At 57.7% G+C, this 14,212-nt stretch carries 9 protein-coding genes; 3 read left to right on the forward strand and 6 right to left on the reverse strand.

Annotated elements, in window-relative coordinates; all coding sequences use genetic code 11:
• Positions 1-38: 38 nt before the first annotated feature.
• The 3 genes from ACID345_RS18135 to ACID345_RS18145 all read right to left on the reverse strand — a co-directional run bounded on the left by ACID345_RS18135 (position 39) and on the right by ACID345_RS18145 (position 7,189).
• Complete coding sequence (locus tag ACID345_RS18135) at positions 39-3,626, reverse strand: TonB-dependent receptor (protein ID WP_011524306.1); 3,588 nt, start codon at positions 3,624-3,626, stop codon at positions 39-41.
• Positions 3,627-3,907: 281 nt separating this feature from the next.
• Entirely contained in the window at positions 3,908-6,370 is a 2,463-nt protein-coding gene (locus ACID345_RS18140; protein WP_011524307.1) for a 2-oxoglutarate dehydrogenase E1 component, read from the reverse strand.
• Between the two features lie 135 nt (positions 6,371-6,505).
• Complete coding sequence (locus tag ACID345_RS18145) at positions 6,506-7,189, reverse strand: hypothetical protein (RefSeq protein ID WP_148210164.1); 684 nt, start codon at positions 7,187-7,189, stop codon at positions 6,506-6,508.
• 88 nt (positions 7,190-7,277) lie between these two features.
• Here ACID345_RS18145 and ACID345_RS18150 point away from each other — a divergent pair, with 88 nt between their 5' ends.
• Both ACID345_RS18150 and ACID345_RS18155 read left to right on the forward strand, forming a co-directional pair.
• Complete coding sequence (locus tag ACID345_RS18150; RefSeq protein ID WP_011524309.1) at positions 7,278-8,045, forward strand: SDR family NAD(P)-dependent oxidoreductase; 768 nt, start codon at positions 7,278-7,280, stop codon at positions 8,043-8,045.
• Positions 8,046-8,176: 131 nt separating this feature from the next.
• On the forward strand, positions 8,177-10,489 hold the full coding sequence (locus tag ACID345_RS18155; protein WP_011524310.1) for a hypothetical protein: 2,313 nt from the start codon (positions 8,177-8,179) through the stop codon (positions 10,487-10,489).
• Positions 10,490-10,620: 131 nt separating this feature from the next.
• On the opposite strand, the gene ACID345_RS18160 is transcribed toward ACID345_RS18155, so the two are convergent.
• Together ACID345_RS18160 and ACID345_RS18165 are read right to left on the reverse strand one after the other, a co-directional pair.
• Entirely contained in the window at positions 10,621-10,863 is a 243-nt protein-coding gene (locus ACID345_RS18160) for a hypothetical protein (RefSeq protein WP_011524311.1), read from the reverse strand.
• 58 nt (positions 10,864-10,921) lie between these two features.
• Complete coding sequence (locus ACID345_RS18165) at positions 10,922-11,809, reverse strand: sigma-70 family RNA polymerase sigma factor (RefSeq protein ID WP_011524312.1); 888 nt, start codon at positions 11,807-11,809, stop codon at positions 10,922-10,924.
• Positions 11,810-11,888: 79 nt separating this feature from the next.
• Between ACID345_RS18165 and ACID345_RS18170 the strand changes: the two genes are divergently transcribed.
• On the forward strand, positions 11,889-12,392 hold the full coding sequence (locus tag ACID345_RS18170) for a carboxymuconolactone decarboxylase family protein (protein WP_011524313.1): 504 nt from the start codon (positions 11,889-11,891) through the stop codon (positions 12,390-12,392).
• A 51-nt stretch (positions 12,393-12,443) separates the two neighbouring features.
• On the opposite strand, the gene ACID345_RS18175 is transcribed toward ACID345_RS18170, so the two are convergent.
• A complete protein-coding gene (locus ACID345_RS18175; RefSeq protein WP_148210165.1) occupies positions 12,444-13,982 on the reverse strand; it encodes a two-component system sensor histidine kinase NtrB in 1,539 nt (512 codons plus the stop codon).
• Between the last annotated feature and the right edge of the window lie 230 nt (positions 13,983-14,212).

A 14,212-nucleotide genomic window follows, 5' to 3' on the forward strand; every position in this document is an offset into this window, starting at 1 on the left:
TCTTTCGAGCTCCCCCAAGTACTCAAACTTCGAGTGAATTAGAAGATCAGCTTGAGACCGAACTGAACGTTACGGCGCTCGTCTGTCGAGTTGCCGTAGCCGCCCTTCGACGCCTGCACGTTCGGAAGACCCGTGCTCACGTCGTTATTCCCGGTCAGGATGTACAGGTTGTGATTGTTGAACACGTTGTACATCTCACCGCGGAACTGGAGGCTGAAACGTTCCGTCAACTTGAACTGCTTACCGACAACCATGTTGAACTGGTGGTTACCCGGTCCAATGTAGTTGTCGCGCGGTCCGGTGTACATCTGGCAGCCGACCGCGCCCTGGCAAGGCGCCAGAGGCAATTCGACGGAACCGCCGCGACCCGGAGTTCCGGGGAACGCTGGGTTCGTTCCATCGTCGTGCGGAGCACTTCCATCTGCAGTGGCCCAGACTGGGTTGATGGACATGTAGTCGAACACGCCGGCAGCGTGCGCCGTTCCGTATCCACCGTCCCGACCCTGTGCACCAGCGGGGATGAAATGCGAGCAGTTGTAGATGCCGTTCCAGCAGTCCCAAATCGTGTAGGGCTGGCCGGTACGGTAGGTGATGATCGGAGAAACGCTCCATCCGCCAAGAGCTGCGCGAACGAAACCGTTGCTCGACTTCTTGCCGAACGGCATGTCCCACACGCCGCTGATCGCCAGGCGGTGCGTCGCGTTGAACTCCGCGCTGCCGGTGTCAAGGTTCGGGTGGAAGTAGTCGGTGTAACCAAGCTGGAAGCTGTTCGAGCCTTCGCTGAATGTGTTGCTCAGGTTGTCGATGGCATGCGACCAGGTCCAGTTGAAGTTCAACTGCAGTCCGAGGTTGAACAGGTTGTTCGAGGTGAACCGGGTGTTCAGGGAGTTGTAATGCGAGAAGCCCTGGTCACCACGGTTGTTGGCATTGCCGTACTGCTGGTTCAACTTGCAAAGCGGGTAGCAAGGCATGTCGGACGCATCAGCAAGACCGAGAACGCCCGTGGCATACGCCTGCATGTCGGCTGGATCGTAGTAGTTACCGAAGCCGGCCTTGTTCACGTTGCCGATGTCATAAAGATGCACACCGTGCGAACCGGAGTATTCGAACGCCAGGATGCTGTTCTTGAGAACTTCGCGCTCAAGGCTCAAGCTCCAGAACTCGGAGTAGGCAGTCTTGATGTGCGGAGATACCAAGCGCAGGCTGGGCTGGCTCAAGCCGATGAGCGTTCCATCGGGCAGGCCGCCGTTGATCGAGTCGTAGTTGCCAGTGGTCAAAGGAATGCCGCCGGCAGTGACGACCGCATAGTTCGGCGGGTTCTGAATCACGTTGTACGTGACGTTGCCGAAGTTACGTTCGTAGCTGATGCCGTAACCACCACGGATGGAAGTCTTGCCATCGCCAAACACGTCCCACGCAAAACCAATGCGCGGAGCATAGTTGTTGGTGTCTTTGTCCCACAGACCGTTGGACGGGCTGTCTTTTCCAATCATGACCTGGCCGCTGTAGATCTGCGCCGGCAGGGACGATCCCGGACCCTCGTAGAAGTTCGACTCGAGGTTCGGGTCGGAGTTGTGCTGCACGCCGTAGTATTCCCAGCGCAGGCCGAGGTTCAAGGTCACGCGCGGGTGAATCTTCCAGCTGTCCTGCACGTACCACGCGCCGTCGTTGTAGCCATTGTTACGCGAGAAGGACGGCGGACCGACCGGAGTGGTGTATTGGCAGTAAGCCGGCTTCGGAGTGAGGTAACGCGGGCAGGGATATGCGCCTTGCGGATTCACGCCGACTTCGAACAAATCCAGGGTGCCATCGCCGCCGCCTGAGGCTGCGGAAAAGAGGTTGTTGATCGCGCGGTCGGCATTGCCGTTGCTCAGAATCGAAACCGCGGTCTCATAAGCACCAAACACGCGATTGTCGCGGGTCTGGATGTAGTCGCCGCCGAAACGGAACTGGTGCTTGCCCTTGGTCCAGGAGAAGTCCTGGTAGAGCTGGTACAGGTTCTGCGGTCCACCGAACGGGATCGCGTTGCCCGGGCTGAACGGCAGATACCCAGGATAGAGAAGCTCCGCACCGTTGATGCGGGGCACGGTGTTCGCCTGCGAGTACAGCGTCGGAGCGATCGGAGCAGCACCGAGCGGCTGTTGGTTGTTCAGGCGGTTGTAAATGATCTTCGACTGGCTCACGAAGTTCGGCGTGAACACGTGGGTCAGGTTGATATTGAGATTGTTGTTGAAGACATTCGTGCCGGTATCGAAACCATCGTACGGGCTCCAGCTGTTCGTGCCCGCAGCATCGGCTTCGCTGTACAACGCGTAGCGGCCGTAGAGAGTTGTCTTATCGCTGATGTTCCAGTCCACACGGTTAACGGTGGAGTAGGTGTTCTGCGGTGCGCCGCCGCCCGAATCATTGGGCAGCGTGAACGACACGAGCTGATACAGATCCTGGCTTCCAGGAATGGCAGTCGGACACTGACCCAGCGGCTTCGTCGGGGTTATGGTCTGATCACAAGTGACATGACCGACTGTCGTCGCGCTGGAACGGAGGCTCGCCGAGTTCAAAAAATCCACAACGTTCGGAGCAAGGTAGCCGGAACCGATCAACGAAGGATCGATCACAGCTGCGTTCTGCGTAGCGCTGCTGCGGACGCGCGTCCATTCCGTGCTCGAGAAGAAGAACAACTTGTTCTTCACCACCGGGCCGCCAATGGAGTAGCCGAACTGGTTACGCGTGAAACCACCCTTCTTGCCGGCATCGCAAGGCTGTCCGACGACGCAGGTCGGGTCGAGCCCATCGATCGGAACGCCGTTGAAGGCATCGTAACGGGTCGAATCATTGATGTAAGTGTTGGCTGCAAGTGCCGACACGCGGTTGAATTCGTATGCCGTGCCGTGGAACGCGTTAGTACCCGACTTCGTGGCCACGTTCACCACGCCGCCCGATGCGCGGCCGTATTCGGCCGAGAAGTCGCTCGTGATGACGCGGAATTCCTGCACCGAATCCAAAGGAACTGACTGACCAACGGTCGCCGTGAACAAGTCCACGTTCTCGCCGCCGTCCAGAAGAATGTCCGTCGAAGCCGAACGCTGGCCGTTAATCGACAGGCCTGCGCCACGCGCCGAAGGATCGTCGTTGACGTTGCCCGAGGTTGCAACCAGGTCATAGGGGTTACGGGTCAGGGTCGGAAGCTCCGTCACCTGCTTCGAAGTTACAACCGTCGAAAGCGTCTGCGACTCAGTGTTGACCTGAGCGGCTCCGCCTTCTGCCGTTACTTCGACCGTCGTACCGCCACCGGTCACTGACATCTGGGCCGATACTTCATTCTTGGAACCGACGGTCACATCAACACGCCGGGTGAATTTCGCGAAACCGGATCCTTCCACTACAACATCGTAGGTAGACGGCTTCAGGTTCGTGAATGTGTACGAGCCAGAACTATTCGTCGTGCCCGTACGCTGGGCGCCGGTGTTCACGTCGGTAATCGTGACCTTGGCGCCTGCAACGATTGCTCCCGAGGGGTCCGTCACCGTTCCCGTCACCTGTCCGGTTTCCGCCTGGCCAAACACCAGCGACGTAAACACAAACAAGAGAGCCAGAACCGCGAGTACCCGAATTACGGTTGTTCTCATTAAGCTTCTCTCCGCTTCTAGGTTGGAGCCGCCCTCATGTTTTCCAAGGGTGGTCGTCCGAGGAGAGTAGGTGCACGATTGGCACCAAAGTCAGGGTCTTTGGATTCAACGCTTTGCATCGTCTTTTTTACATTTCGATACGATTACTTGGATGTTCTCTACACGTCTTCTATGAAAAATCATAAAAAGGTGCGGGGCGTGGCAATTTCAATGCCATTTTGTGACATGAAAAATGCCACGATTTGTATCGTGGCACGATTTGTAATGTTATCTTTCTGTGATTAATTCTTGATCGATGTAAAGGCCATGTTCAGCAGCGTCTTCTGCTCCAACTCATGCGCCTTGTGCGACCCCGTCGCCGGCGTCGCGCTTGCGGCTCGCTTAATCGTCCGCACCCCCGGCCCAATGATCCGGTGCAGCCTCGGCTCAACGAACGACAAAGCTCCCATGTTCGCCGGCTCTTCTTGCACCCACACGAAATCTCTTGCGTTCGGATGCTGCGCCAGCGCTGCTTCCAATTCGTTTTCCGGGAACGGATAAATCTGGTCGAGCGACAGGATTGCTGTCGAAGTATCACGACGCCGTCGGCGTTCCATCCTTAATTCATGTCCGATCTTTCCGGTACAGAGCAGCAAGCGTTCGGCGTTCTGTACTTCGTGGTCCGGCACGACGGTCTCGAAATGCGGCTTAGTCAGATCGCTCAGCGGAGACACCGCTTCCGGATGCCGCAGCATGCTCTTCGGCGTGAAGCACACCAGCGGCTTCCGCCACTTTCGCAACGCCTGCCGACGCAGAAGATGGAAGTACTGCGCTGCGTTCGACGGCTGGCACACCTGCATATTGTCGCGAGCGCACAGTTGCAGATAGCGCTCGATGCGCGCGCTGGAATGTTCCGGCCCCTGGCCTTCGTGCCCATGCGGCAACAGCAGAACCACACCCGAGAGCAGGTCCCACTTGTCCTCACCGGCAACTAGAAACTGGTCAATGATGATCTGCGCGCCGTTTGCGAAATCGCCGAACTGCGCCTCCCACATCACCAGCGCTTCCGGAAAGTCGCGCGCGAAGCCATACTCGAAGCCCATCACCGCAGCTTCCGATAACTCCGAGCTATAGATCTCGATCCACGCCTGGTTCGGCGCGAGGTTTGCCAGTGGCACATACTCGTGCTCGTCCTCGATATCAATGAGCACGGCATGCCGTTGATTGAAAGTCCCGCGCTTCGAGTCTTGCCCCGTGAGCCGCACCGGAACGCCATTCTTCACGAGAGAACCAAACGCCAGTGCCTCGGCCATGCCGTAATCGAGCGGCTTCTTCCCTTCACCCATCTCGCGCCGCTGCTCAAGGAGCTTCGCGACCTTGGGATGAATGTTGAAGTCGGACGGATAGCTCGTAATGCCTTCCGTGATCTTCAGCAGCTCTTCGGTACTCAAACCGGTCGGCACTTCGAGCGATGCATTCCATGGACCGCCCTTGAACGGGTCCCAGTATGACGGCAGGTCGCGCATGGAAGGCTTCTTTTGCATCGCCTTGCCTTCTTTTTGCGCGACGTCCCACTCTGCCTGCACTGCTTCCGCCATCGGCTTCGTATCGGCGCCAATCTTCGCCGCGTACGATTCCGAAATCAGCGGCATATCTTTAATCTTGCGATAGACAATCGGCTGCGTGATCGTAGGATCGTCCACTTCACTATGTCCGTGGCGGCGATATCCGATGAGGTCCACCAGCACATCGCTCTGGAAACGGTCGCGGTATTCCATCGCAATGCGACCGACACGCACTACCGCGTCGGGATCCTCGGCATTCACGTGGATAATCGGCATCTCGAGTCGCTTCGCGATGTCGCTCGAGTAGCGCGACGAATACGCCTCCCGCGGATTGGCAGTGAAACCGATCAGGTTGTTGGCGATCACGTGCACCGTGCCACCGATGTCGAAGCCCGGCAGGTGCTCGAGGTTAAGAGTTTCGGCAACAATGCCCTGCCCTGCGAACGCCGTGTCGCCGTGCATGATCAGCGGCACGACCTTGGGAATCCCGCCTTCCCCAATGCGCTGCTGCTTTGCCTTCACGCGTCCTGCCGCCACGGGATTCACGGCTTCCAGGTGGCTCGGGTTCGACGCAAGATGGATATGCACGGTCTGGCCGTTCGCGGCGTGATAGTCGCCCGTCGAACCGATGTGGTACTTCACGTCGCCGCCGCCCAACACGCTGCGCGGATCCACATCTTCAAAGCCCGCAAAAATTTCTGCCGCCGGACGATTCACCACGTTCACGATGACGTTCAATCGTCCGCGGTGACTCATCGCCATCACGGCCTGCTCAGCGCCATGTTCCGCAGCCGCGTTCAGAATTTCGTGCAGCAGCGGAATCAGCGATGTATTGCCTTCGAGCGAGTAGCGCTTCGTTCCGATGTAGCGCGACTGGAGCGTCTGCTCAAACATGTCGGCACGGACGAGGGCATCGAGCACGCGCCGATGATCAACCGGTCCTGGCTCGCCTTCGAATTTTTCAGCGATCCAGCGGCGACGCTCGGGATCGGCAATGTGCATAAACTCCACGCCGATCGTGCCGCAATAAATCTTCCGAGCGAACTCGGACTCGTCTTCCGGAAACTCGAGGTCAGGATGCGCTACGGGCTTGAAGTACCCGATCGGATCAATGTTGGCCTGGAGATGTCCCCAGCGGCGGAACGCGTCCAGAATGCGTTCTTGTTTCTCGTTTGCCACGTTGATTGTTGCGGTAGACACGAATCAATAACTCCCTTGGAATCTCTACCAATTAGATGGAATAAATGCCCGTTCGATGCGACGGCATCGCCATAAGGCGGAAGTCCCAATGCCCACTATGAACAGTATATAGCGAACCGCAACGGCCAATCCCGCCTATCGCGACAACTCAGGGGGCACCCCGACCGAAGCGGTATTCCACTGGGAAAGCGTGTAGGTGTACTCGTGGCCATTCTCCCGCGAACGCACAACCTGGGGCAGGTTGCTCGCCGCATTGATGCAAACCGTGTACCGCGGCGGCTCACCCACACTCAGAGACACGTCAAACCAGGTGCAGTCAAAGCCATTCGCGGTCATCTTCTCCCCCGGAACGATCGCGCCCTTCCGAATCACCTCATCCAGTTCCGAATACAAAGAACCATCCCAAACCCGTGCCGGGCCTTCGCCGCATCCGATATTCAATTTTCCTGGAATCTTCTTGTCCGCATCTTTGAGGGTCTCCCAATACCGTCCATCGCTCGTGTACCAGGTGCCGTCAAACCAGATTTCGTGCACGATCATGCGGCCTTGGCTGTCGAGCTCTTCCTTCACCGGCCGCATCGTCCACATCATGTCGCGACGCGACAGGCACTCCACCTTCGACAGGAAAAGCGGCGTCCATCGGCCACTTTCATTCACCGACGCATCCTCCTGCCAACTCCACGCCGCACGCACGGCCTCGCGCGACGACTGCAGTTCCTTGACGCCCGGCTTCGGGGGTGCAAGTTTGGTGCATGCAAGCGTCCCTGCCAGCATAGTCATGCCAAAAACGCTCACCGCTAATCGTGAAACGGTAGTCATCGCGTGCAATTTACACCGCCCATCCGCCCCGGCCAACTCGCACGTACGAAATGCATCCGATTAGTGAATAGAGAACTCAAACTGAACCATGCGACTCAAAGGCAAGCACGCTTTGATAACCGGCGGCGATCAGGGCATTGGTCGCGGCATCGCTCTTCGTTTTGCGCAGGAAGGTGCCGACGTGGCCATCGGCTTCCTCTCGAATGATGATCATGCAAAGTCGGCTGTCGAGGAGATGCGTTCGCATGGAGTGAATGCCGCTGCGTTGCAAATCGACGTCAGCAACATCGGCGCGCTGGCAAAGTTCTATGCCGACGCCACCCGAGCCCTCGGCCCGCTCGATGTGCTTGTCAATAACGCCGGCATCGAGAAGCGAGACGAGTTTCTCAAGTCAACCGAAGACGACTTTGATTCGGTGATCGCAGTGAACCTGAAAGGCCCGTACTTTCTCTCGCAGTTGTTCGCGCGCGATCTCGCCGAAGCGAAGCGCCCGGGCAAGATCATCAACATCAGCTCCGTCCACGAAGAACTCCCCTTCCCCAACTTTGCGTCGTACTGCGCGGCGAAGGGCGGCTTGAAAATGCTCTGCCGAAATCTGGCGATCGAGCTTGCTCCGTACGGCATCACGGTGAACAACATAGCTCCCGGCGCCATCAAGACGCCGATCAACGACAAACTCCTGCACGACCCCTCAAAACTAAAGCCCCTGCTTGAGCACATCCCGCTGAAACGGATGGGGACGACGGACGACGTCGCCGGCTGTGCCGCCTTCCTCGCATCGTCCGATGCCGACTACATAACGGGAACAACCCTGGTTGTGGATGGTGGCCTCTTGTTCAACTACCACGAGCAGTAACCGGACACCTGCCCAATTGCACCACCGTAACTCCTTCTAAGGCAATTCTTTCGCCTCCGCCTCACTCGCCCGCGAGTACACTCCGTGGCCTGAAAAATCGTGCCTTCCTCCGAACCCGTCAAGGAGACCAAATGCCCCTTTTCTCCTACCGCCTGTCGTCCTGCCTCCTTCTGCTTGCCGCCCTCCCTGGGTTCTCCCAAACTGCCGCAGAGCCGAAACTCAAAGACGTCGAAGCTAAATCCGGATCCGTCACGATCTATGGTCCCTTCCCCGACGCCGAAGGTCCCGTGACTGCTACTCCCGAGCCAGAAAACGCGGGAGACGAAGACGCCGATGATGGTCCCCACGACGTCGTAGATCCCAACCACGTCACCACCGTCGCCGTGAGTCAAACGAAAGTCTCCGGCGTCGCTATGGCCGGACACACCGCGGTGCTCGCCTCCGAAATGAATGGAGGTCCTGAAAAAGTGCTTCGTGACGAGATCGTTTTTGGAGAGTCCTTGTTCCTGTCACCCAGCCTTCGCAGCCAGGCGCTCACCTACAAATTTCCCGCTGATGCTTCGGAGAGTACTGGCGCCGTGGATCCCGAACTCGCCGTTGGCACCAACGCGGTTGGCGTTCTTACCTGGGACTCTCTCGTTTTCTATTTCAAGTCTGGAAAGCGAATTGAAAGGACTGTGGGCTTTACCGGCGACATCAAACTCCGCGATCAGATCTTCAAAAACCTGATCGTCGGCATCGACAAGGTCCTCAATCTCAATCAGGACGTGAAACCGGGTAAGCTCCTCATGTCCTCATCCACAAGCCAGATCGGCGATGCACGCCTCGCCTTCGACGAGTTTCATCATCGTTTTGTGTTGCTCGCCACCGCCAAGAATCAGAGTGATGCCACCGATTCTCTGAGCATTTCGCAGCGGCGCACCAAATTCTTTCTCGCGGTTTCCTGCAACGAAGATCCCTGGGTGCCTTGCCCCGGAAACCCCCACCAGCACTTCCACGTTTATGGATTCAACGCTGTACCCGGTGACGGAGACTGCAGCTCTCGACAAGAGGAACAGTGCCCGCACTCACCGTTCACTCCCGGCAATGCCGCCGACTATCCCACCCTCGGCATCACGCCGTCGCGCTACATCATGGCTATCAAGGTCGGGCACGCTCCACTGGATGGCGGCGATCACTCCGATCTTTACTCCTACATGATCGCGGTGAATGCAGACGACGTGGGTTTCGGAAGTAAGGCTCCAGAGATCCACACCTTTTGGGATTGGCAGGAAGCCAATGGAAATAATTCTCAAGGGAACGTTGCGGCGGTTGTAATGCACGACCACCTCGCCGCTGGAAAATCGGATGACGCCGGTATGCTCGCCAAGTATGAGGACGGCCAGATCATCCTCACTATGATCTCCGAAACCAATCCGGTGAAATTTCAGTCCATGGCCATCGATCTGCCGAATCTGAATTCCTCAACAACCTGGGTTCAGAAAGGAAGCCCACGGCCTATCAACTATGGCAATGTCTCTCATTTCCCCGTCGAGGCCCACTTCACCAAGGGAACCCTCGTCCTCACTTTCAACGATTGCATCCAGTGGACGAACAACTCCAATGGCTGTGTGCCGTCCGCCCGACTCGTCACCCTCGACATGGCCAACTACCCGCACGGAGTCCATGTCGACATCGATCGCGTCATCGGCTGGCGCAACTTCTTTGACGATCCCCCGAACGCTCTCAACGCCTACGGCCTGCCGGGCGCAGTCATGAACCGCGATGGCAACATCGCCATGGTTTTTGCTCGTACCGGCAAGGATCTTTTTCCCGAGGCGCGTTACAGCGTATTTCTAAAGACCGAAAAAGACATTCGCCCCAGCGCCCTGTTATCGAAAGGAACCGGGCCCTCCTCGCCTTTCGATCCTTTGAACCCGAAGCTTAAGCCGCGTCTTCTCGATACCGCAGGCATCGCGCTTGATCCCTTCGATCGCACTTCTATCTGGATGGCAACTTTCACCGGTAGAGCAGGCACTTCCTGGAAAGTGGCCGTGGGCAAGGTTTTCGGAGAGGTTCACCCGGACCTGGATGTGCACGACTCGATCAAGGTCACTCCGTTCTCCGCTCGCCCAGGCGACACCATTACCGTGGAATGTCTCATCAGCAACGACGGCGACGGCATCGCCAAGAATCCTAAGTTCGATGTTCTGGCCGTCGATCAAAATAACAAACTCACCATCCTCAGTCATCGCGATGGCAACGACTATTCTCCGGGCGAAGCTCGTCGCGTCACGTTTAAAGAGAAGCTCCCCCAGGACCTGCCCCAGGGAAAATACATCATCCGCATCAACGGTTCCCTGGCCCAGAACGAATACCGCACCGACAATGATTCTTCGGAGATTCTCAACTTCACCATCTTGCCGAAATACACCACCGGAGGTGGGCCAACGAGCAAACCCTGATCCTCTCAAACCCCGGTCCTACCGCACCCGAGATGGAGACTGGCTCTTCCAATGCCACGAGCCGAGGAGCGGACTCGTTCGTCCCCCTTCGCGCTCCGTCGTGCCCTTCGTTTGTGCAAGATTTTGTTCGATCACACCTTGCTCTTCCGCAAGTTGAACACCCAGAACGCACCGAACAACAAGATGTGCCCGATGACAATCTCCAGATAGCCCTTATGCAGAGGAAACAGCACGATCACCGATACCGCCAGGCTCGCCAGCCCAGTCAAATATCCCTTTTCATATTCGATATCGCCGATCCGCCAGAAGAGCACCGCAAACAGAATTGCGAACACCAACCCGAGCACAATGTCGAAATAGTCGTATGGATCCATCCTGGGCGCCCTTAAACGAACCGACCATTGGACGCCCAAATCCGCGCAACATCAACTCTCACTCCGGCAGTAGCTGTACATCCATCACCGCGAGCCGCTCTTTCTCCCCGATGATCTCTACCTCGCGAATACGTCCCTCATCCGAAATCGAGAGACGCACAGCCCGGAATAGTTTGCCACGCGGCGCCATCACCACACCGACTTCGCCATCCACCAACACCGTCCGCGCCAAGCGTGCGCCTTCTGCGAATTGGATCGCACCACGAGCCCAAGTTTCGGCGCCGCGAATTTCGATGTCCTTCCCACCAGTCGCTGAGAATTTATCAATGCGCACCACGACATTAGGATCGAGCACCGAGACCAATCCTTCAAAGTCCCTCGCCCGCAGCGCCGTAAGAAACGCATCCACCACTCGCCGATGCGCATTGAGCACGTTGCGTTCAATCGCCGGCGGCCCCTGAACTCTGCGACGCGCGCGGCTCGCAAGCTGACGCACCGCAGCCGGCGTCTTGTCCAACACCGCCGCAACTTCCTCGAACGACTGCCCGAACAAATCATGCAAAACAAACGCCAGCCGCTCCGCCGGACTCAGCCGGTCCAGCACCACCAGCAGCGCGATTCCTACCGAGTCTGCGAGCATCGCTTCCTGCTCTGGATTGTTTCTTTTTTGAGTCGACGCGACCGGCTCCGTAACTTCTGTATCCAGCGCTTCCTCGCGCCGCGCTTTCCGCGAGCGCAGCGTGTCCAGACATACCCGCGCCACCACCGTCGTCAGCCACGCATTCAGGTTATTCACCTGTTGCGTGTCCGCGCGATTCAGGCGCAGCCATGCTTCCTGCACAGCATCCTCGGCCTCAGTCGCCGAGCCCAGCATCCGGTACGCCACCGCGCGCAAATGACTGCGGTTCTCTTCAAATCGTTCTGCGAGGAATTTTTTCTCGTCCATCTGTCACATTCTCCCACCGTCGTTCGTCACTTGGTTGACGAACGAAATTCACTTTTTGTGACAGAAGGAGCTCATCTTTATGAAATCAAGAATGACCAATCCCGCCTTAATCCTTCCCGAAGCCATGCAGGCCCTGCGCACCATCTCGACGCTGATTGAGAAGGCCGGCGTGCCGGTCACCACCCTGCAACTGATCGAGCTGCGCGTCAGTCAAATCAATGGTTGCAGCGTCTGCCTTGAGATGCACGCATTCGTTGCCAAGAAGGCAGGCGAGACTGACACTCGCCTCGTCGCCCTCGCCGGCTGGCGCGACGCTCCTTACTACTCCGATGCCGAGCGCGCCGCCCTCGCCCTTGCCGAGCATGTCACGCGCCTGAGCGATCGCAGCGATCCGGTTCCCGACACAGTTTGGAACGAAGCCGTCCGCCACTATGATGAGAAAGGCCTCTCCGCCCTCCTCCTCGCAATCACCTCGATCAATACCTGGAACCGGTTGAACGTCGCAACACGACAGGTTGCGGGTGAGTGGATGAAATTCCCGGAAGCGGTGAAGATGCTGGAAGAATACGCCGTGGCAAAATAATTCGGGTGCCCCAGGTCTCGCAATTTGAGACCTGGGTGCGTCGAAACGCCGCTACCCAGTCGGAAAGAACATCGAGAACACCGTCCCGTGATTCGCGTCGGCAGTGCTGCTACGAACCCGCAGCGTGGCACCGTGCTGGTCCAGGATTTCCTTCGAGATCCAAAGCCCCAGGCCGGTGCCTGTCATTCCCTTCGTAGTGAAGAAAGGTTCGAAGAGTCGCTGTAGCACTGGCCGCGACATCCCCGTTCCCGAGTCGCACAGAGTGATGCGAACTCCTTTTTGTTGGCTGGAGAGATCGACAGAATCTCGAAGCCGAACCACGATGCGTCCACCTGGACGACAAGCATCGACCGCATTATTGATCAGGTTCACGAATACTTGCCGCAGATCGCCCTCACGGCCCACAATCTCGCCACGCGTAGCAAAGTCTTTCTCAACCGTGAGACCAGCATTTCGCAACCGGCCCGCCAGCAACGTGATCACGTTGTCGACAATATCTTGCAGGAACACTGCCTTCTTGTTCGTGCTCTCGCGATGAAAGCGCAACGTTTGGGTTGTAATCTTCGCGACCCGATCCAGTTCCTGCTGCGCCGACTTCAGGAAAGCCATGCGCTGCGCTCGTTCATCCGTGACTTCGACCAGGTACAGCAGATTGGTTACGGCTTCCAGCGGGTTATTGATCTCGTGCGCGATGCTCGCCGCGAGACGGCCCACCACGGCAAGTTTCTCTGCCTGCACCAATAAACGCTCCGCCTTGTTCCGGTCGGAAACGTCGGTTCCCAGCGCAATAATGCCAGTCACGTTGCCATCGGAATCCCGAACCGGTTGGTACGCGAAATCCAGAATTCTCGGCTCCGGCGGAAACCCTGCCTTTCGCGCAAGGAGAATCTGGGAACCATGCGCCACATGCGGCTCCCCGGTGTGGTAAACGCGATCGAGAATCTTGAGATAACCTTGTTCGACAGCTTCCGGAACAGCCTCGCCTACCGGCTTTCCCAGGAGTTCACGGTCCCCGATCAATTCCCGGTAGAGTGCATTGGTGAACTCAAAAACGTGCTCAGGGCCCTTCAGCACCGCCACAAAAGCTGGCGCCTGGGTTAGCAGTTCCAACAACCGTTGCCGTTCATGCTGCAACTCCGCCAGGAGATGCGAGCGCTGCTTCTCCAACTGGACCCGCCCCGTCGTCTCCGAGCATGTAACCAGCGTCCCGCAGATCGTTCCATCCGCGGAACGGACGGGGCTGTAGCTGTACGTCCAATAGACGTCCTGCAGCACTCCATTGCGGTAGATCGGAACCAACTGGTCTTCGTACCAACATGCATCGCCCCGCGACATCACGGCCGCAATGTCCGGCCCAATGATGTCCCAAATTTCGGGCCAACATTCCGGGCCGCTCTGTCCCAATGCCCGCGGATGTTTGTCCTCTCCTAAGCTTGGCCGATACGCATCGTTGTAAAACTGCGTGAGTTCCTTGCCCCACCACAGGAACATCGGCTGCCGGTTCGCCAGCAGAAGGTTCACTGTAACCACGAGCACATCCGGCCAGGCCCTCAATTGGCCCGACGGGGGTTCGGCTCCAGTCGAACGCACGCGTCCGGTCCGCCATTTCACCGGCGCCGAAGATGCGTTGGGTTGGCTGCTGCAAGTCGTTAGGATCGTTGGAATTGGAGGGTGTCGCCATGGGGAGAAGTTCGTCGTGCCCTGAGCTTGAGCATATTATTTCGTCCGCGCTCAGTCAAAGAAATGGGTGCCTGACCGGACTTCGCGTACGAGGTTACCGCGAAGAAAGCAGGAAAACTTATGGTAAAACCCGAAGTTAG

Source organism: Candidatus Koribacter versatilis Ellin345, from assembly GCF_000014005.1.
Classification (GTDB): Bacteria; Acidobacteriota; Terriglobia; order Terriglobales; family Acidobacteriaceae; genus Korobacter; species Korobacter versatilis_A.